General features: G+C 73.8%; 23 protein-coding genes and 1 pseudogene. 13 read left to right on the top strand and 11 right to left on the bottom strand.

All coding sequences use genetic code 11. The annotated features are described in order from the left end of the window. Positions 1 to 133: 133 nt before the first annotated feature. From ACIRRS_RS11815 to ACIRRS_RS11830, 4 genes are read left to right on the top strand one after another with little or no spacing between them, the layout of a single operon-like run. Entirely contained in the window at positions 134 to 505 is a 372-nt protein-coding gene (locus ACIRRS_RS11815) for an ATP-binding protein (RefSeq protein WP_402968415.1), read from the top strand. A gap of 11 nt (positions 506 to 516) precedes the next feature. Next, the gene (locus ACIRRS_RS11820; protein ID WP_402968418.1) at positions 517 to 750 is read left to right on the top strand and encodes a hypothetical protein; all 234 of its coding nucleotides are present in this window, start codon (positions 517 to 519) and stop codon (positions 748 to 750) included. After that, the gene (locus ACIRRS_RS11825) at positions 738 to 860 is read left to right on the top strand and encodes a hypothetical protein (RefSeq protein ID WP_402968421.1); all 123 of its coding nucleotides are present in this window, start codon (positions 738 to 740) and stop codon (positions 858 to 860) included. Before ACIRRS_RS11820 ends, ACIRRS_RS11825 begins: the two co-directional genes overlap by 13 nt. After that, the gene (locus ACIRRS_RS11830; RefSeq protein WP_402968424.1) at positions 857 to 1,162 is read left to right on the top strand and encodes a hypothetical protein; all 306 of its coding nucleotides are present in this window, start codon (positions 857 to 859) and stop codon (positions 1,160 to 1,162) included. The genes ACIRRS_RS11825 and ACIRRS_RS11830 overlap by 4 nt, the downstream gene beginning before the upstream one ends. A gap of 21 nt (positions 1,163 to 1,183) precedes the next feature. Here the strand turns inward: ACIRRS_RS11830 and ACIRRS_RS11835 are convergent, their stop codons facing one another. After that, positions 1,184 to 2,191 carry a phosphotransferase gene (locus ACIRRS_RS11835; protein WP_402968427.1) on the bottom strand — a complete coding sequence of 336 codons (1,008 nt, stop codon included), beginning with the start codon at positions 2,189 to 2,191 and terminating at the stop codon, positions 1,184 to 1,186. Positions 2,192 to 2,311: 120 nt separating this feature from the next. Between ACIRRS_RS11835 and ACIRRS_RS11840 the strand changes: the two genes are divergently transcribed. Further along, positions 2,312 to 2,944, top strand: a complete 633-nt coding sequence (locus ACIRRS_RS11840) for a flavin reductase family protein (protein WP_402968430.1) — start codon at positions 2,312 to 2,314, stop codon at positions 2,942 to 2,944. 53 nt (positions 2,945 to 2,997) lie between these two features. On the opposite strand, the gene ACIRRS_RS11845 is transcribed toward ACIRRS_RS11840, so the two are convergent. Together ACIRRS_RS11845 and ACIRRS_RS11850 are read right to left on the bottom strand one after the other, a co-directional pair. Further along, positions 2,998 to 3,261 carry a hypothetical protein gene (locus tag ACIRRS_RS11845; RefSeq protein ID WP_402968432.1) on the bottom strand — a complete coding sequence of 88 codons (264 nt, stop codon included), beginning with the start codon at positions 3,259 to 3,261 and terminating at the stop codon, positions 2,998 to 3,000. Between the two features lie 75 nt (positions 3,262 to 3,336). Further along, positions 3,337 to 3,576, bottom strand: a pseudogene (locus tag ACIRRS_RS11850) (CGNR zinc finger domain-containing protein); the annotation flags it as partial. 116 nt (positions 3,577 to 3,692) lie between these two features. Between ACIRRS_RS11850 and ACIRRS_RS11855 the strand changes: the two are divergent. Both ACIRRS_RS11855 and ACIRRS_RS11860 read left to right on the top strand, forming a co-directional pair. Beyond that, the gene (locus ACIRRS_RS11855) at positions 3,693 to 4,610 is read left to right on the top strand and encodes an MFS transporter (protein WP_402968435.1); all 918 of its coding nucleotides are present in this window, start codon (positions 3,693 to 3,695) and stop codon (positions 4,608 to 4,610) included. Beyond that, a complete protein-coding gene (locus tag ACIRRS_RS11860) occupies positions 4,607 to 4,822 on the top strand; it encodes a hypothetical protein (protein WP_402968438.1) in 216 nt (71 codons plus the stop codon). Before ACIRRS_RS11855 ends, ACIRRS_RS11860 begins: the two co-directional genes overlap by 4 nt. Positions 4,823 to 4,868: 46 nt before the next feature. On the opposite strand, the gene ACIRRS_RS11865 is transcribed toward ACIRRS_RS11860, so the two are convergent. Next, complete coding sequence (locus tag ACIRRS_RS11865) at positions 4,869 to 5,303, bottom strand: DUF4267 domain-containing protein (RefSeq protein ID WP_402968441.1); 435 nt, start codon at positions 5,301 to 5,303, stop codon at positions 4,869 to 4,871. Between the two features lie 165 nt (positions 5,304 to 5,468). Between ACIRRS_RS11865 and ACIRRS_RS11870 the strand changes: the two genes are divergently transcribed. Beyond that, the gene (locus tag ACIRRS_RS11870; protein WP_402968444.1) at positions 5,469 to 6,053 is read left to right on the top strand and encodes an SMI1/KNR4 family protein; all 585 of its coding nucleotides are present in this window, start codon (positions 5,469 to 5,471) and stop codon (positions 6,051 to 6,053) included. Here the strand turns inward: ACIRRS_RS11870 and ACIRRS_RS11875 are convergent. Then, positions 6,039 to 6,473: a MerR family transcriptional regulator gene (locus tag ACIRRS_RS11875; RefSeq protein WP_402968447.1), complete on the bottom strand. Its 435-nt coding sequence runs from the start codon at positions 6,471 to 6,473 to the stop codon at positions 6,039 to 6,041. The genes ACIRRS_RS11870 and ACIRRS_RS11875 overlap by 15 nt on opposite strands. 59 nt (positions 6,474 to 6,532) lie before the next feature. Between ACIRRS_RS11875 and ACIRRS_RS11880 the strand changes: the two genes are divergently transcribed. After that, a complete protein-coding gene (locus tag ACIRRS_RS11880; RefSeq protein ID WP_402968450.1) occupies positions 6,533 to 7,498 on the top strand; it encodes an oxidoreductase in 966 nt (321 codons plus the stop codon). 41 nt (positions 7,499 to 7,539) lie between these two features. On the opposite strand, the gene ACIRRS_RS11885 is transcribed toward ACIRRS_RS11880, so the two are convergent. Continuing rightward, positions 7,540 to 7,992, bottom strand: a complete 453-nt coding sequence (locus ACIRRS_RS11885; RefSeq protein ID WP_402968453.1) for a hypothetical protein — start codon at positions 7,990 to 7,992, stop codon at positions 7,540 to 7,542. Positions 7,993 to 8,136: 144 nt separating this feature from the next. On the opposite strand from ACIRRS_RS11885, the gene ACIRRS_RS11890 reads away from it, so the two are divergent. Both ACIRRS_RS11890 and ACIRRS_RS11895 read left to right on the top strand, forming a co-directional pair. Further along, entirely contained in the window at positions 8,137 to 8,391 is a 255-nt protein-coding gene (locus ACIRRS_RS11890) for a hypothetical protein (RefSeq protein WP_402968456.1), read from the top strand. A 113-nt stretch (positions 8,392 to 8,504) separates the two neighbouring features. Then, complete coding sequence (locus ACIRRS_RS11895) at positions 8,505 to 10,373, top strand: tetratricopeptide repeat protein (RefSeq protein WP_402968458.1); 1,869 nt, start codon at positions 8,505 to 8,507, stop codon at positions 10,371 to 10,373. Positions 10,374 to 10,546: 173 nt separating this feature from the next. Here the strand turns inward: ACIRRS_RS11895 and ACIRRS_RS11900 are convergent, their stop codons facing one another. Beyond that, complete coding sequence (locus ACIRRS_RS11900; protein ID WP_402968461.1) at positions 10,547 to 10,744, bottom strand: DUF6011 domain-containing protein; 198 nt, start codon at positions 10,742 to 10,744, stop codon at positions 10,547 to 10,549. Continuing rightward, complete coding sequence (locus ACIRRS_RS11905) at positions 10,741 to 11,130, bottom strand: winged helix-turn-helix transcriptional regulator (RefSeq protein WP_402968464.1); 390 nt, start codon at positions 11,128 to 11,130, stop codon at positions 10,741 to 10,743. The genes ACIRRS_RS11900 and ACIRRS_RS11905 overlap by 4 nt, the downstream gene beginning before the upstream one ends. A gap of 97 nt (positions 11,131 to 11,227) precedes the next feature. On the opposite strand from ACIRRS_RS11905, the gene ACIRRS_RS11910 reads away from it, so the two are divergent. Both ACIRRS_RS11910 and rarD read left to right on the top strand, forming a co-directional pair. Next, positions 11,228 to 12,073 carry an SDR family oxidoreductase gene (locus ACIRRS_RS11910; protein ID WP_402968467.1) on the top strand — a complete coding sequence of 282 codons (846 nt, stop codon included), beginning with the start codon at positions 11,228 to 11,230 and terminating at the stop codon, positions 12,071 to 12,073. A gap of 134 nt (positions 12,074 to 12,207) precedes the next feature. Continuing rightward, positions 12,208 to 13,182, top strand: coding sequence for an EamA family transporter RarD (gene rarD / locus ACIRRS_RS11915; protein ID WP_402968469.1), 975 nt, complete (start codon positions 12,208 to 12,210; stop codon positions 13,180 to 13,182). Here rarD and ACIRRS_RS11920 read toward each other — a convergent pair. From ACIRRS_RS11920 to ACIRRS_RS11930, 3 genes are read right to left on the bottom strand one after another with little or no spacing between them, the layout of a single operon-like run. After that, positions 13,172 to 14,035 (bottom strand): ABC transporter permease, encoded by an 864-nt coding sequence (locus ACIRRS_RS11920; protein ID WP_402968472.1) that lies wholly within the window; start codon positions 14,033 to 14,035, stop codon positions 13,172 to 13,174. The genes rarD and ACIRRS_RS11920 overlap by 11 nt on opposite strands. Next, entirely contained in the window at positions 14,022 to 15,083 is a 1,062-nt protein-coding gene (locus ACIRRS_RS11925; protein ID WP_402968474.1) for an ABC transporter ATP-binding protein, read from the bottom strand. The genes ACIRRS_RS11920 and ACIRRS_RS11925 overlap by 14 nt, the downstream gene beginning before the upstream one ends. A gap of 3 nt (positions 15,084 to 15,086) precedes the next feature. Continuing rightward, positions 15,087 to 16,295, bottom strand: coding sequence for an outer membrane lipoprotein carrier protein LolA (locus ACIRRS_RS11930; protein WP_402968477.1), 1,209 nt, complete (start codon positions 16,293 to 16,295; stop codon positions 15,087 to 15,089). Between the last annotated feature and the right edge of the window lie 80 nt (positions 16,296 to 16,375).

Genomic DNA, 16,375 nt, shown 5'->3' on the forward strand with positions numbered 1-16,375 from the left:
CCGTGATGCGAGGGCATCGTATGCATGGTTGCCTGTTCGATTGCAGAGATGCCGAAAGTTCCCCTACTCTCAGTGTTGCACCGATCACATGACGGATGGTCAGTGATTCCCCTCCTCCTCCCCGGGGTCTCTCATGTGTGCCCTCATCCCTCCCGACTGGACGCCGGCTCGGGTCGAGCTCTGTTCCCTCCTCTCCTCCGCCGGGTGGCCGGCCTCCACCATCTCCGACGCGGAACTCGCTCTCCACGAGCTCTTCGTGAACGCCTGGCGCCACGCGGGAAGCCTCGCTCCGCTCGTCATCGTCTCCCTCCGCGACCAGCGGCTCCGCGTCTCCGTGTGCGACGACAGCCCCGTCCTCCCCGCCGAGCCGCGCATCCCCTCGGACCCGCTCTCGCTCTCCGGCCGGGGCCTCCACCTCGTCCGCTCCCTCACCCACCGCTTCGGCGCCGACCTGCGCAAGCAGGGCAAGGCCGTCTGGTTCGAACTGGAGATGACCGCAGCATGAGGCGCTACCCCATGAAACCGAACGACCCCCGCATCAAGGGCTACAGCGAGGACCACATCCGCACGCTGCTCGGCGAACTCCACGAGCGCGGGCGCAAGTTCGGCCTCATCTTCCCCTCCTCCACCACCGACGTCTCCATGGACGGCCGCGTCCTCGTCTGCTTCAACTCCGCCCCCGCCTCCACCCTCCTCAACCTCCTCACCCTCCTCCTCGACGTCGACCGCGAGCACGCGTGCGATTCCTGATCGCCATCGCCTTCCTCACCCTCCTGGCGCTCGCCTTCGCCACCGTCGCCCTCGGTGTCATCACCGCACTCAACGTTGCAAAGTCCGACGATGAGGAGCCTGACCTGTGACCACCCCCGAAGCCTTCGCCAACGCCCTCGCCGCAACGCACTACGCCATCGCGGCCGCCATCACCAGCGCCTACCCGAGAGCACCGGTCCCCGTCGCCCCCGCCGTCCCCGACGACTTCGACTGGTCCGAACTCGACGCCTTCGTCCACCACCTGGGCTTCACCGCCGACGAGTCCGACGCCGCCCAGCACCTCTACCGCCTGCTCTTCGCCGTCCACCGCATCGCCTACCGCGAGGGCGCCGGCCGCAACTCTCCCTGGGGCCCCGCCCGGCTCAACCTGCGCCAGCACCCCGAGGAGTAGGAAGTCGGCCCGCCCGACTTCCTACTCCTCGAAGCAAAAGGCCAGCGCCTGCTGGAGGTTGTACTCGGCAATCCCCGCCATCGCCTCACGATCGGGGAAGTCGCCGTCCAACAACCGCAGCGGTCCGGCTACCAGCGACAGCCGCATCGCCAGCATGTAGAAGGCCAGGCGCCGCTCATCGAGACCACTCCCGCCCAGCCACCGGTAGTGCTCGCCGAACCGAATCCGCAGGAACACGTGCTCCCATTCGACGTCGAAGAACATGAAGCCCTCGATGTCGATGAGGACCGGCCGCCCGAGCCGGTCCACCAGCACGTGGTCCGGCCCCAACTCCCCGTGGATCAGCCCGAACTCCGAGCGTGGGCGTACAAAAGACGCCAGTTCACGCGCCATCTGCTCCAGGTGATCGCGCACGCGCGCGACCCGGGTGTCCCGCGCCGCGGCCTCGGCGAGGTCAGCGAGCGCGCGGTCGAGGACGACCTGCTCGCACGAACGCCCCCGGGAGGTGCCGCCGCTGTCGATCAACGCCACCTTGCCGAAGCCCGGCGCCGTATGCCGCCGCATGACGTCGAGTGCCTCGGCCAGCAGCGCCAGCGTCGTCTCCGCACCCTTCGGGTCGCGGCGCAGCAGCGCTTCGAGGTTCTCGCCGGGCACGTCCTCGACGACGGCGATGTCCGCCGGGTAGTGGCTCCGGCTCCGGTCGGCCAGGAGGATGCGGGGCGTGCGAACCCCGAGGGCGTCCAGGCGCGCGTTGGCGGCCTGGAACAGGTCGAGGCCGGAGGCGTGCGAGAACGGGTCCGCGTGATCTGCGGCGTCGTCCACCTTCGCGGCGGCGGGCCAGTAGTTCTCGGCGTCGTCCCAGATGTAGGCGATGGCGGTGGAGCCGTCGTCGAAGGCGAGGCGGTACACGCCCTTCTTGCTGCCGCCCCGGAGCCGTGACACACCGGCGAGGCGGTGCCCGGCGCCCAGGGCCGCGCGCGCGACCCCTTCCAGGTCCTCACGTGTGGCAACGCCGCGTGCTGTGTCCACGACTCGTCTCCCCCCGTGCCTCAACCGTGCCGAACGCGGCGTCGGAATCCCGCCAGCCTCGACAGTGTGACTCAAGGAGAGTCGGATCGTTCGCCCCCGTCCCCTCGAAAGGCTCCGCACATGCACGTCGTCCCCGGGCTCAAGGTCCTGTACTTCGGAACCCCGGTGGTGCTGGTCAGCACGCTCAACGAGGACGGCACCCCGAACCTCGCGCCGATCTCCTCCGCCTGGTGGCTCGGGCAGCACTGCATGATCGGGCTCGGCAACAACGCGCAGACGACCGCGAACCTGCTCCGGGAAGGCGAGTGCGTGCTCAACCTTCCCTCCTCCGCGATGGTCGACGCCGTCGACCGGATCGCGCTCACCACGGGGAAGCGCACCCTGGTGGACTACAAGGTGGAGCAGGGCTACCGCCACGAGCCCGACAAGTTCGGCGCGGCCCGACTCACCGAGCAGGCCTCGGAGCTGGTCAAGCCCCCACGGGTGGCCGAGTGCCCCGTCCAGTTGGAGTGCCGCCTCGTCACGGTGAACCCGTTCGGCGGCCCCGAGCGGCATGCGACCGCCTTCGAGGTGGAGGTCCTGCGGGCGCACGTCGAGGAGGAACTCGTCATCCCGGGCACGCACCACGTGGACCCGATCGGCTGGGATCCGCTGATCATGAAGTTCTGCGAGTTCTTCGGCGGCGGCCGGAACGTGCACCCGTCGCGTCTCGCCGAGGGGTGGAAGATGCCCCACCGCGTAGCGGCTGTATGACGTCGGTGGAGCAGGAAGTCGGCCCCACCGACTTCCTGCTCCACCCCCTCACCTCAGCAGCTGTGCGCCGAGGAGGGCCGGCTCGCCAGGATGTACGGCTTGCCGGAGATCTGCTTCTGCACGTCGGCGGGACAGGTCTTGATCCACGCGTCGCCCGCCGCGTGGTTCTTCACCTTGGAGTCGCTGCAGTACTGGTCGCGGTCGGCGGTCTTGAAGCACTGGTAGCCGGGGTACCCGGCCGCCGTGGCGGTGTTGGCACCGGCGAACAGGCCGGCGACGGCGAGCAGGGCGACGGGCAGAGCGGTACGCATCCTCATGGGTTTCTCCCAGCGGCTCGTACGGACAGTGCCCAGAGCCTGACACTGCGTAGGCGGTTCGGGCAAAGACCGCTGTCATGTTTGGGCCAATCCGATAATCGGTGAACTTCGGGATGCCCCCGCCCGTTCCCGGTGCCGTCGGACGGCGTCCCGGTTCGTACACCGTTGCGAGCAGTACCGCCGCCGCCCCGTACGGCTGGTGTCGGCGAAGGCCTCCCGGCACTCCGCGACCGCGCACCGCCCGAGCCGGTGCATGCCGCGCCCGACCAGGTGCAGGGCCGTGCCCGTGGCGATCAGCGCGGTCAGCATCGGCCCGGGTGCGGTGGCCAGTTCGACGGCGTCTGCGCCGTAAGGGTTGAGGTGCACAAGGGCATGACAGCACCGTGATGGGGGAACAAACACCCCTGACGAAGCCGGAGTTCGCCGTTTCCGTGATCGCCGTCGAGAGGCCGCGCTACCGCTGGGCCGTCCTCGGCATCGCCACCTTCACCCAGGCCGCGACGTGCTTCTTCGTCCAGGGTGTCGGCTCCCTCGGGCCGGCCCTGCAGAACGGGCTCGGCCTCTCCACCGGGCAGCTCGGGCTCCTGCTCTCCGCCGCCCAGTTCATGCCGCTGGTCGGGCTGTTGGTGGTCGGCCGCCTGCTGGACCGCTACGACGAGAGGTGGATCGTCGGCACCGGTGCGCTGGTCGTCGCCGTCGGGCTGGCCCTGGGCGCGGCCGCGCCGGGGTACGGGGCGCTGCTGCTCGCGCTGCTGGTCGTCGGCGCCGGGTACAGCAGCGCGCAGCCGGGCGGCAGCAAGTCGGTGGCCTCCTGGTTCGACGGCTCGCAGCGCGGCCTGGCCATGGGCATCCGGCAGGCGGGGCTGCCGCTGGGCGGGGCGCTCGCGGCGGCCGTCCAGCCTTGGCCGGTACGGGAGTTCGGCTGGCGGGCGACGCTGGTGTGCGGGGCACTGGTCGCGGCGGCGGGGGCGTCCGTCTTCGTCGGCCTCTACCGCCGCCCACCGGGGGACGCACAGGCGCCGGCGGCCACGCGGGCGCCGGGCGGGCTGCGGATGCTGCGCGAACCGGTGATGCTGCGGATCGTGCTCTCCGGCGCCGGGCTGGTCGCGGCGCAGACCGGCGTCCTCATGCTCACCGTTCTGCACCTGCACGACGCGGCGGGCCTGGGCGTCGCCTCCGCCGCGTTGGCGCTGATGGCCGCGCAGGCGGCGGGCATCGCGGGCCGGATCTGCCTGGCGGCGTGGAGCGACCGGGCGCGATCCGGGCGCCACGCGACCGTACGGGCGTGCCTGGCGGGGTCGCGGTCTGCGCGGCGGCCCTCGCGACGCCGCTGGGGGAGCGTTCGGTGACGGCCTGCCCGCTGTTCGTGCTGCTCGGGTTCGTGGGGATCGGCTGGTACGGGCCGTGGGTCGCGCACGTCGCTGAGTCGGCGCCGGCGGGGCGGACGGGGTCGGCGCTGGGGCTGGCGATGGCGGCGAACCAGGTGGTGGTGGTGCTGGCGCCGCCGCTGCTGGGGTGGCTGCGGGACGCGACGGGCGGGTTCGCGGCGACCCGGCGGTAGGCCGAGACCCGGCACCGAAGGGTGCCGGGTCGAACGCGCTCGGAACTCAACGGGCAGCGGCGGCCGGGGTGACGGCCGTGGTGACGGCGGCCGTGGCCCGGCGCGCCTCGTGCAGCGTCATCAGGCCGGTGGCGGCCACCACCACCGCCGTCAGGCCGTGGACGCCGTAGGCGGCGGCGGTGGAGCCGTGGTGGGCGAGCACGTCGGTCATGTCGCCGATCGGGATGAGGGCCTCGACCAGCAGGACCGTGCCCAGGGCGCGGCGTTGGCCGGTCAGCAGCAGAGCGGCCACGAGGAGGCCGCCGGCGACGTCACGGATGCCCTTCAGTCGCAGGAAGCCGTCGCCGTCGCCGGAGGGCCAGCTCGGCAGGCCGAAGGTCGGCGCGATGGTCTCGGGGCTCACGATGAAGCGCGTCCCGAACCAGAGGACGAAGAGGACCAGGGCGGCGGTCAGGGCGGTGTTGACGGTCTTGAGCGACATGGTTCTCTCCTGGCGGGAGCGCGGGCGACGGCTGCGGCGAGGCGGGCCGGCCGTCGGGATCTAGCGTCGCTAGGTCACGGGTCAACGCTAGACCTGCTGGCGCTCGATTGTCTAGCGCCGCTAGGAAATGCTCGAATGTCGGCCCGCCCTGCGAGAGTCCCTCGCATGACCGCGACGCCCGACCCCCGCCCCGACGCGACCGTCTCCGACGCGGCCGGCTCCGACTCGACCGTCCTCGACGCGCTCCGCGCGGCCTTCGCACCCGAGGGGCGCCAACCCGCGCTCGGGCAGGAGGAGGTGGAGCGGTGGGAGGCCGAGAACGGGGTGGTGCTCCCGGAGCCGTACCGGGCGTTCGTCGCCGAGGTCGCGAACGGGAGCAGCCTCGGTCCGCCCGGGGAGGGCGGGCTGCAGCCGCTCGGCCGATTGCCCGACGGGTGGCCGGAGTCGGGGCCGCGCCGGCCGGGCGAGCCGTTCCCGCTGGTCGACGCCTGGCCGGGGGAGGACGAGGAGGAGGACCCGGGCGACACCCTGTTCACCCACGGGTCGGTGGTGCTCGGCTCGGAGGACGGGGACTCGTTCTGGCTGCTGGTGACGGCGGGGCCCTGCCGGGGTGAGGTGTGGATGGTGGCCGACGCCGTGGCGATGCCCACGCCCGGCGCCGGTGCGGACGGCGACGCTGCGCGCGGCCGGACGGGCTTCGCGGAGTGGGTCGAGCGGTGGCGGTCGGGCGGGCTGTCAGACCTCTGGTGAGGGGCCGGGCGCCGTCGGGTCCCAGAGCCCGGCGGCCTCGCCCCGGGCGAGGTGCTCGGCGTAGACGGCCGTCTTCCAGGCGATGAGCGAGCGGCACTCCTCCAGCGCCCGGATCTGCTCGTCCACGCGCTCCCGGTGGGTGTCGAGCAGGCGCAGGCGCTCCGCCTCGTTGCCGGGGCCCTGCCGGACGAGCCTGGCGAACGCGCGCAGGTCGGCCAGCGGCATGCCGGACTCGCGCAGCCGCACGCAGATGCCCAACCACTCGACGTCCAGCGGCCGGTAGCGCCGCCGCCCCGCCGTGTCGCGCTCGACGGGGCCGACGAGCAGGCCCTCGCGCTCGTAGAAGCGCAGCGCGTCGATGCTCAGCCCGGTGCTCCGGGCGACGTCGCCGATGCCGAGTCCGCTTCCGGTGCCTGCCATGCGGCCACCCTAGGCGCGGGCTTGAGCTGGACCGCACTCCAGCTCCTAGCCTCCGGGGCATGACCACCGCTCAGCAGCAGCAGCCCGTCGGCTCACCCTTCTCCGCCGCCAGCACCGCCCGCGACGTCCTGGCCGGCCGGGACCTCACCGGCCGCACCGCCGTCGTGACCGGCGGATCCTCCGGCCTCGGCCTGGAGACCGTCCGCGCCCTGGCGGCGGCCGGGGCCCGCGTCCTCGCGCCCGTCCGGACGGCGGCGCCCGTGCCGGAGGGCGTCGAGACGCTGCCCCTGGACCTCACCGACCCGGCCTCCGTGCGCGCCGCCGCCGCGCGGATCGCCCGGGTCGTCGACCGGGTGGACCTGCTGGTCGCCGCCGCCGGGGTGATGGCCACCCCGGAGCGGTACGTCGGGCCGGGCTGGGAGGGGCAGTTGGCGGCCAACCACCTCGGGCACCACCTGCTGGCCTGCGAGCTGTACCCGCTGCTGCGGGCCGCCGGCACCTCGGGCGGGGCGCGCGTGGTCGCGTACAGCTCCGCCGGGCACATGCTCACCGGCATCCGTTGGCGGGACCCGCACTTCCGCACCGGGTACGACAGGTGGCTCGCGTACGGGCAGTCGAAGACGGCCAACGCGCTGTTCGCCGTGCACCTCGACGCGATCGGACGGGCCGACGGCGTCCGGGCGTTCTCGCTGCACCCGGGCAAGATCATCACCGGGCTGCAGCGCGGGATGACGCGGGCCGAGCAGGTCGACCGGGGGTGGATCGACGAGCGGGGGAGAGTCGTCGGCGCCGACTTCAAGTCCCCCGCCCAGGGCGCCGCCACCGGCCTGTGGGCCGCGACCTCCCCGCTGCTGGACGGCCTCGGCGGCCTCTACCTGGAGGACTGCGAGGTCGCCCCCGTCGCCACTCCCGACGGTTCGATGGACACGGGCGGCGTCCGCGCCCACGCCGTCGACCCCGGCGCGGCGGAGCGCCTGTGGGAGCTGTCGACGGCCGCGACGGGCGCGACCCCGATCGGGGGGTGACGCGCGGGAAGTCGGCCGGGCCGACTTCCCGCGCGGGAGCGCTACAGGCAGATCCAGCAGTACAGCCGCTCGCCCGCCTCCCGCGCCCGGCGGGCGAGGGCGATCAGCTCCTCGGCGAGGGGGAGCAGGTCGGAGGGGTCGGCGCCGTCGAGCTCCTCGCTGCGGGACCACTCCTCGACGGCCGCCGGGAGGCGGCCCTCGTCGGCCCCGGCGAGAGTGTCGCGGGTGGCGTCGCCGAGTTCGGTGACCCAGGGGCCGTCCTGCTGGTCGGCCGGGTCGGCGGATTCGGTGGGCCAGACCAGGGTCTCCTCCACCAGGTCGACCCGCCACGGCTCTCCGTTCAGGGCGGCGACCAGGCCGCCGAGCACCACGCCGGGGTCGATGCGTTTGGCCTGCACGCCGTCGAAGTCGGGCCGGAAGCCCTCGCGCGCCTCCAGCTCCCGCACGACGACGGCCGCGTCGGGGGCCCGGAAGTAGTCGGTCAGTACGCCCATCGTGGTAGCCCGCTCCGCTCGTCCGTTGTGCTGTCCCACCGGACAGCACAGCAGACGGCACCGACAGCGCGGTCGACGCAAATGCGCGCGCGCCGTAACCGCCCGGTCACTAGGCTGTCGTACAGCCGATGCCCGGGGGGACACGTGACCAGCTACTCGATCTCGATTCGCCTGCAACGCACCACGGTTGAGGAGGCCTACGTCTTCGTGCCGGTCACGGGGGCGGTGATGGGCGCCGAGCCCGAGGACGGCGGGTACCGGCACCTCGACCCCGACAAGCTGCTCGCCGCCGCGATCGCCCTCGGCGAGGCGCCGGACGCGCGGTGGCTGCCCGAGCGGCGGGAGGTCGAGCCGCACCCGGTCCAGCAGGCGCCGCCCGGCGCGGAGTTCCCGCAGTAGGCCCGTCCGACACACGGACAGGGTGATCATCCGCCAGTCGTACGCGCGGGATAGCCTCGTCCGCGCACCGTGCGGCAGCGGGCGCGGGAACACGACGGGGACGGGGACAGAGCATGGGGCACGCCGAGGACGAGGACGACCCGAGACTGGCGGCCGAGGGGGAGGTGGCCGTCGCCCGGCTCGCCATCGACTCCGGCGACCTCACGCACGCCGCCGACCACCTCGCCGACGCCATCGTGGCCGACCCGCAGCTGCCCGAACTCCACGAGGCCCTCGCCGAGTTGTGCGCGGCCGCGGGCGGCCCCGTCGCCGCCCGCGACCTGTTCCCGCTCGACGGCCAGGTGTACCTGGGTACCGTCGTCTGCCGCGCCCACGTCGAGGCCGCCGCCGGGGACTGGAACAGTGCCGTCGGCCTGCTCGCCTCCGCCATCCAGTACGAGCCCGCCCAGCCCTGGGCCCACGCCGCCTGGCTCGCCCGCGAGGACCTCCCCGCCCTCGTCGACCCCGACGCCGTCGCCCAGGCCGTCGCCCGCGCCGCCGGCCCGCTGCCCGACCCCCTGCCCGGCGAACTCGCCGAGACCGTACGGCCGTTCCACAGCTTCGTCCAGGCCGTCGTCGGCCTGCACGCCCACCACCCGCTGCTGCTCGCCATGGCCTCCGGCCTCACCCGCCGCCTCGGCGCCACCACCCGCGCCGTCGAACTCGCCGAACGCGCCCACCGGCTCGCCCCCGGCTACCTGCCGTCCGTCATGCTCGGCAACGCCCTGCGCGCCGACGGCCGCCCCGAACAGGCCCTCGCCGTCTGGGAGGCCGAACTCGGCCGCACCCCGCCCGAGGAGGACGACTCCAGCGGGTACCTCGCCGTCGACGTCGCCGAACTGTACGGCGCCCTCGGCCGCCCCGCCGAAGGCCTGCCCTGGCTCGACCGGGTCCTCGCCGCCGAACCGCAGCACCCCAAGGCCGGGCCCGCCCGGCACGCCCTGCGGCACGCCGTCGACGGCTCCCCGGCGCACCTGCTCGCCCTCGCCGACCACCACCGGGCGCACCCGGACCACGAGTACGCGCACGAGCTGCTGGAACGGCTCAGCCGGCGGGAGACGTGGCTGGGCATGGTCGCCGGGGCGACGGAGGCCACGGTCAACGTGATGCGGCAGGTCCTCGCGGAGGAGGGCAGCGGTCCGGACACCGCGATCGACTGCAGCTCCTCGGCGCTCGAACCGCCCAGCGCGGTGCTGGCGTTGAGGCTCGCGCTGCCGCGATCGACGGTGTCGTACCGTGCCGTCGGCGAGCCGGACCCCCGGGTCCCGATCACCCCGGGCGCGTGCCTGTGGGCGTGGGACGGGACGCAGGCGCGGCCCGCCGTCGAGCCGCCCTCGGTGGAGGGGGCGGAACTCGTACGGGCCACGACGGAGATCGTCTGGCCGACCGTCCCCGCCGCGTACGACCATGCCGTCCGGCTCGCCGGGCTGCCGGTGGCGGACCTGCTGGGCGTGCTGGTCCACCCGCCGCGCCCGCGCGAGGACGACCTCGGGCGGGCGCTCCTCGCGCACCAGCCCGAACTGTGGGTCCGGGCGGTGCAGACCTTCGCCTGCCTCGGGCTCGCGCACCACCGGACGGACCAGCCCTGGGCCGCCTCCGACCGGCGGCGGCTGCTGGGCGACCTGCTGCTCGGGCCGGAGGACTGGACGGTCGAGGCGGCGGGCTTCGCCCTCCTCGCCATCGGCTGGACGCACCCGGAGACCCGGCCCGACATCGCCGACCTGCTGGGCAGGCGCCTGCACCACGTCGACGCGGCCCGACGCACCCGGGTCGTCACCATCCAGCGCTCCTTCGCGGCGCTGGCCCTCGCCGCCCCCTGGCTCCCGGCCCCGGACCGCACCCTCGCCACCACCCTCCTCCACCCCACCGACCCCACCCCGCCCCCGGCGGCCGCACCCGCGCCCCGGAAGGGTTTCCTGCGGAGGCTCTTCCGGAGGGGATGAGGGGGATGGCAGGACCCCGCCCACGCAGGGGATCACAGGTGGTGGCCGCCCGAGCCGCCACGGGCGGGCTGGCCGCGCTGTAGCCCGGGCACGGGGTGTTGGCCGCTGTGGTCCGAGGGCTGTGGTTCTCGGGCCGGGTGGCCAGGCCCTGCGCCCCGCGCGAACCCCCGGCCCTACGGCGTGAGCCCCGGGAGGGGGTCCTGGGGGACGTCGTAGCGGCGGGTGTGGGGGTCGGGGTCGCGGCATTCGGGGCCGAGGCGGAGGGTGCGGGACTCGGGGTCGTGGAGGGGGCGGTGGCAGCGGCGGCAGGTGACGAGGGGGCGCAGCGCCTCGGGCGTGTCGGTGCCGGGCAGCGGCTCGGGGGCGGTCATGCGGTGGCCACCGACGCACGCGCGTCGTAGGTCTCCCGCGCCGCCTCGACGGCCGGGACGCGCTGCTCCGACCAGTGCGCCAGCGCCGCGACGAGTTCGGCGGCCTCCCGCCCGAGCGGGGTGAGGCTGTAGTCGACCCGGGGCGGGATCACCGGGTGGGCCTCGCGCAGGACGAAGCCGTCGCGTTCGAGGGTCTGGAGGGTCTGCGCGAGCATCTTCTCGCTGACGCCGCTCACCCGGCGCCGCAGTTCGCTGAACCGGTACCCGCGCTCGCCGAGCGCTCCGAGCACGAGGACGCCCCACCGGCTGGTGACGTGCTCCAGCACGCCGCGCGACGGGCACATCCGGTCGAAGACGTTCGGCGGGGGCAGCTCGCTTACCTTCATGTCAGTACCCTACTTTGAAGTGCGTACTTTCGGAAGGTTAGTGCCCTCCCTAGAGTGAGTGACGAGGTCAGAAGCCATCAACCCGAGGAGCACCCCCGTGTACGTCGTCACCGGAGCCACCGGCCAGCTCGGCCGTCTCGCCGTCGAGAGCCTGCTCGCCAAGGTCCCCGCGAGCGAGGTCGCCGTCGCCGTCCGTTCGGCGGAGAAGGCCGCCGACCTGGCCGCGCGCGGCGTGACCGTCCACGTCGTGGACTACGACCGCCCGGAGTCCCTCGCGGGCGCCTTCGCGGCGGGAGACCGGGTGCTGTTCGTCTCGGGCAGCGAGGTGGGCCGCCGCCTGCCGCAGCACCGGGCCGTCGTGGACGCGGCGAAGGCGGCCGGGGTCGCGCTGCTCGCGTACACGAGCATCCCCGGCTCGGCGACCTTCGGCCTGGCCGACGAGCACCGGGCGACGGAGGAGATGATCCTCGCCGCCGGCCTCCCGTACGTGTTCCTGCGCAACGGCTGGTACACCGAGAACTACCTGGGCGACGCGGCCGGCACGGCCGAGCGCGGCGTGGTGCTGGGCAGCGCGGGCGAGGGCAGGGTCGCCACCGCCCCGCGCCGGGACTACGCGGACGCGGCCGTCGCCGCCCTGCTGGGCGACGAGGTGAACGCGACGTACGAGCTGAGCGGCGACGCCGCCTGGCACCTGCGCGAGCTGGCCGCCGAGCTGGCGCAGGCCTCGGGCCGCCCGGTGGAGCACCAGGACGTGGCCCCGGCCGAGCACCTGGCGGCGCTGGTCGGCGCGGGCCTGCCGGAGGGCTTCGCCGGCGCGCTGGTGGACGTGGACGCGGGCATCGCGCGCGGCGAGCTGGCCGGCACCCCGGGGGACCTGGCCCGGCTGATCGGCCGCCCGACCGTCCCGCTGGCCGAGTCCGTCAAGGCGGCGCTGAACAGCTGAAACAGGCGCTGAAACCGGGCGAACCGTCCAGCATTCAAGCAATGTCATGACCAAAATCCGGAAACGGACGTGACAGCCGCCCTTCCCGCCCGCTACCGTCGGCTCGACACACGCGCGCGGGAGGGTGGCAGGCCATGCCGGACACGACGGAGCAGGACAACGGCAGAGGCCTCTGGTACGGCGTCGCGGCCTACGGGATCTGGGGGCTCTTCCCCCTCTTCTGGCCGCTGCTGGAGCCCGGCGCCGCCGACGACATCCTCGCCAACCGGATGGTCTGGTCCCTCGTCGCCGTCGTCCTCCTGCTGGTGGCGCAGCGGCACTGGGGCTGGATACGCCCGCTGCTGCGCCAGCCCCGCCGCCTCGCGATGCTGGCCGGCGCCGCCACGGTGATCTCCGTCAACTGGGGCGTCTACATCTGGGCCGTCAACGCCGGCCACGTCGTGGAGACCAGCCTCGGGTACTTCATCAACCCGCTCGTCACCATCGCCTTCGGCGTCCTGGTGCTCAAGGAGCGGCTGCGCGGCGTGCAGTGGACGGCGGTCGGCATCGGCGCGGCCGCCGTCGCGGTGCTGAGCGTGGCGTACGGGCGGCTGCCCTGGATCGCGCTGGTGCTGGCGTTCTCCTTCGCCACGTACGGCCTGCTGAAGAAGAAGGTCGGGCTGAGCGGGCTGGAGAGCCTGGCGGCGGAGAGCGCCTTCATGTTCCCGTTCGCCCTCGCCTACCTCGTCTACCTGGAGGTCTCCGGCCGGGGCACCTTCGGGCACACCGTGGCGGGCAGCTACGGCTGGGGGCACTCCGGGCTGCTGATGCTCAGCGGCGTCGTCACGGCGATCCCGCTGCTGTTCTTCGGCGCGGCGGCGGTGCGGGTGCCGCTGACCATGCTCGGGCTGCTGCAGTACCTGGCGCCGGTGTTCCAGTTCCTGTGCGGCGTGCTCTGGTTCCACGAGTCGATGCCGCCCGCGCGCTGGGCCGGGTTCGCCCTGGTGTGGGTCGCGCTGGCGCTGCTCACCTGGGACGCGCTGCGCCAGGTGCGGGCGGACCGCGCCGGACGGGCCGCAGCCGTGGCGCAGCCCGTCCGGACAGAGGAAGCGGCGGCCGTCACGCGCTGATGTCCCGGCTGGTGAACCGGGCCCAGGCCGCCGAGCCGAACACGGCGACGTAGGCGGCCTGGAGCCCGAGGTCCTTGAGCACGCCGTCCCAGTACATCGGGGCGCGCAGCAGGTCCGCGAAGCTCAGCCAGTAGTGCGGGAAGAGGAACGGCCTCACGGCGTCCAGCTGCGGGAAGGCGTCCAGGATCTGGACGGTGATGACCAGGCCCACGGTTGCCGCCATGGCGGCGATGCCGCTGCCGGTGAGGGTGGAGACGAACAGGCCGATCGCCACCAGCCCGGCCAGCGAGAGCGCCACCACGGCGGCCACCAGCAGGGCGCGGGGCAGCGCGTCGGCGAAGCCGATGGTGTCCCCGGAGATCAGGGTGACGTCCCCGAGCGGGAAGAGCAGGGCGCCGGTGGCCAGGGCCGAGGCGGTGACGACGGCCGTGGCGGCGAAGCAGAACGCCATCCCGGCGGTGAACTTGGCGGCCAGCAGTCTGGTCCGCCCGGCGGGGGCGACGAGCAGGTAGCGCAGGGTGCCGGTGGCGGCCTCGCCGGCCACCGCGTCCCCGGCGACGACGCCGACCGTCATCGGCAGGAAGACGGGCAGGGCCACCGCGAGCGCGGTGAAGATCAGGAAGATCCCGTTCTGCGTGGTCTGGGCGATGAAGCTCGGGCCGCCGCCGCCCTCGTGGGGGCTGTCGGTGTTGAGCTTGACCACCACGCCGATCAGGACCGGCAGCAGCGCCAGGATGCCGAGCAGCACCTGGGTGCGCAGCCGCCGGAAGGTCAGGTGCAGTTCGTTGCGGAACAGCGCGAGGAACCCGCCCGCGCTCGCCGTCGGCATCGGCAGGGTCTCAGCCCGCGACATCGAATCCCTCCCCGGTCAGCGCCACGAAGGCGTCCTCCAACGTCCCGCGCTCCAGCCCGAACCCGTGCACCCGCACCCCGGCCTCGACCAGGGCGGCGCACAGCTTGGGCAGCCCGTCCTCAGCCAGTCCGGCGGGCTCGCCGACGATCCGGTCCTCCTCCACGACCAGCGACCCCACCTCGTACGCGCCGAGCACCTCGGCGGCCCGCGCCGTGTCCGGCGTCCGGACGACCAACCGGCCCTGGGCCCGGGCGGCGAGCTCGGCGACGGTGCCCTGGACGAGGAGCCGGCCCCGGGACATCACGGCGGCGTGGGTGCAGACCTGCTCGATCTCGTCCAGCAGGTGCGAGGAGAGGAAGACGGTGGTGCCCTCGGCGGCGACCTCCCGCACCAGCGCCCGGATCTCCCGCATGCCCTGCGGGTCCAGGCCGTTGGTGGGCTCGTCCAGGACGAGCAGCTCGCGCGGGCGCAGCAGCGCGGAGGCCAGGCCCAGGCGCTGCTTCATGCCCAGCGAGTAGGCGCGGGCCTTCTTGCCCGAGGCCGCTCCCAGGCCCACCCGCTCCAGCGCGGCCTCGACGCGGTCGCGGCGGGTGCGCGGGTCGGCGGTGGGGTCGGCGGCGTCGAAGCGGACGAGGTTGTCGCGGCCGGTGAGGAACCCGTACAGGGCCGGGCCCTCGATGAGCGCGCCGACGCGGGGCAGCACGGTGGCGACGGACTGCGGCATGGGGGAGCCGAGGACGGCGGCGACGCCGGAGGTGGGGGCGATCAGGCCCATCAGCATCCGGATGGTGGTGGTCTTGCCGGAGCCGTTGGGGCCGAGGAAGCCGAAGACGGAGCCGCGCGGCACGGTCAGGTCGAGGGAGTCGACGGCGAGTTGGCCGCCGGGGAAGCGCTTGGTGAGCCCGCGCGTGCGGATCACGTCGTCGGAGGGGGAGGTGCGGGAGGGAGAGGCAGAGGGAGTGGGAGCGGGACCGGGGGCCGGGCGCCCGGCGGCGCCCGTACCCCCGGCCGGGCCCGTAACGTCCCCCGTTACGGGTGCTTCGGTCATGCGTCAGTTCACCCCGGCGGCGTGCTCGAGGACGCTCTGGGTGACGGCGCCGGCGAAGACCCGGCCGTCGTCGGTGAGCAGGACGTTGAGGACCTTGGTGCTGATCAGGGTGCCGCCCTTGACGGGCTTGCCGAGCGACTTGATCAGGCCCTGCGGGTTGATCGTCGGCCCGTGGTGCTTGCCGTCCTTCGAGGAGGCGGAGGGCGCCGGGGCGTCCGGCACCTTGCCGGTGAGGACCGTCGTCCAGCCCTCGCCGATCACGTTGAGGTCCTCGGCCTTGCCGACGCCCGGGAGGCCGGTGGCGCCCTGCGCGTGCTCGCCCTTGGCCTTGCCCTCCGTCACCGTGGCGCCCTTGGGGGCGGTGAAGTCGAAGGTCTTGGCGTCCGGCTTGGCGAAGGACACGTCCGTGAAGTGGACGTCCAGGACGGTCGAGCCGTCGACGCCCCGGACCTGGACGGCCAGCGGCACGCCGTTCTCGGCGGCCACCGAGATGCGCACCTCGTAGATCGTCGAGCCGGACTGGGTCGGCTTGACGCTCAGCTTGTACGCGTTCTGCCCGGCCACGGTGGTGGTGCCGGTGACGGTCACGGAGGTGGTGCCCGCGCCGGCGGCGAGGAACTGCTTGGCGGCCTCCTGCGGCGTGCTCGGGACCCCGGTGAGCGGCGCCTTCGCGTGCTCGGCGGCCGGCTTGCCGGTGCGGTGGACGGCGGTGTTGGTGGCGCTGTCCCAGGCCCAGGTCTGGTCGCCGTTGTGGACGAGGGTGTAGCCGGCCATGTCCTTGAGCAGGTCGACCCGCTGGTGGTCCGGCCCGTCCACCGCGACGCGCAGGGTCTGGTCCCCGCCGAGCAGGCCGAGCACGTTGGCCTGCGGGTCGGCGCCGGCCTTGCCCGAGCCGTGGCCGGAGGCCGCGCCGAGGCCGCCCGCGGCGCCGAGCAGGCCGCTCGGCAGGCCGAGGTCGGTGGAGACCTTGACGGTGCCGGAGACGCTCTGGGCGTCGGAGCCGAGGACCTTGGCGACGAGCTGCTCGGCCGTCAGCGAGGGCAGGTCGGGCGGGGAGTCGGCGGCCAGGGCGGGCACCAGGCCGACCCCGGCGGCGATGGTGGCGGCTATCGCCAGCGGAACCGCGGCCCGGACCAGGGTGCGGCGGCGCGAGCGGTACGGGGCGCCGTCGCCCCCGTCCACGCCGTGCACCGCAGCCGTGTCGTTCGTCATGGCGTCCTCAACTCCTCTGCGAAAACCAGCGATTGGTTCTGTGCTCCCATTAGAGCCCGCCGCCGGGCCCCCGTCATCGC

It is taken from the genome of Kitasatospora sp. NPDC101183, from assembly GCF_044767945.1.
Lineage (GTDB): Bacteria > Actinomycetota > Actinomycetes > Streptomycetales > Streptomycetaceae > Kitasatospora.

Coding starts and splice junctions, on each gene's coding strand:
- ACIRRS_RS11930 (WP_402968477.1), bottom strand. CDS start 16,295: ATGACGAACGACACGGCTGCGGTGCACGGCGTGGACGGGGGCGACGGC.
- rarD (WP_402968469.1), top strand. CDS start 12,208: ATGCCGGACACGACGGAGCAGGACAACGGCAGAGGCCTCTGGTACGGC.
- ACIRRS_RS11925 (WP_402968474.1), bottom strand. CDS start 15,083: ATGACCGAAGCACCCGTAACGGGGGACGTTACGGGCCCGGCCGGGGGT.
- ACIRRS_RS11900 (WP_402968461.1), bottom strand. CDS start 10,744: ATGACCGCCCCCGAGCCGCTGCCCGGCACCGACACGCCCGAGGCGCTG.
- ACIRRS_RS11905 (WP_402968464.1), bottom strand. CDS start 11,130: ATGAAGGTAAGCGAGCTGCCCCCGCCGAACGTCTTCGACCGGATGTGC.
- ACIRRS_RS11840 (WP_402968430.1), top strand. CDS start 2,312: ATGCACGTCGTCCCCGGGCTCAAGGTCCTGTACTTCGGAACCCCGGTG.
- ACIRRS_RS11870 (WP_402968444.1), top strand. CDS start 5,469: ATGACCGCGACGCCCGACCCCCGCCCCGACGCGACCGTCTCCGACGCG.
- ACIRRS_RS11820 (WP_402968418.1), top strand. CDS start 517: ATGAAACCGAACGACCCCCGCATCAAGGGCTACAGCGAGGACCACATC.
- ACIRRS_RS11895 (WP_402968458.1), top strand. CDS start 8,505: ATGGGGCACGCCGAGGACGAGGACGACCCGAGACTGGCGGCCGAGGGG.
- ACIRRS_RS11880 (WP_402968450.1), top strand. CDS start 6,533: ATGACCACCGCTCAGCAGCAGCAGCCCGTCGGCTCACCCTTCTCCGCC.
- ACIRRS_RS11920 (WP_402968472.1), bottom strand. CDS start 14,035: ATGTCGCGGGCTGAGACCCTGCCGATGCCGACGGCGAGCGCGGGCGGG.
- ACIRRS_RS11865 (WP_402968441.1), bottom strand. CDS start 5,303: ATGTCGCTCAAGACCGTCAACACCGCCCTGACCGCCGCCCTGGTCCTC.
- ACIRRS_RS11885 (WP_402968453.1), bottom strand. CDS start 7,992: ATGGGCGTACTGACCGACTACTTCCGGGCCCCCGACGCGGCCGTCGTC.
- ACIRRS_RS11875 (WP_402968447.1), bottom strand. CDS start 6,473: ATGGCAGGCACCGGAAGCGGACTCGGCATCGGCGACGTCGCCCGGAGC.
- ACIRRS_RS11845 (WP_402968432.1), bottom strand. CDS start 3,261: ATGAGGATGCGTACCGCTCTGCCCGTCGCCCTGCTCGCCGTCGCCGGC.
- ACIRRS_RS11815 (WP_402968415.1), top strand. CDS start 134: ATGTGTGCCCTCATCCCTCCCGACTGGACGCCGGCTCGGGTCGAGCTC.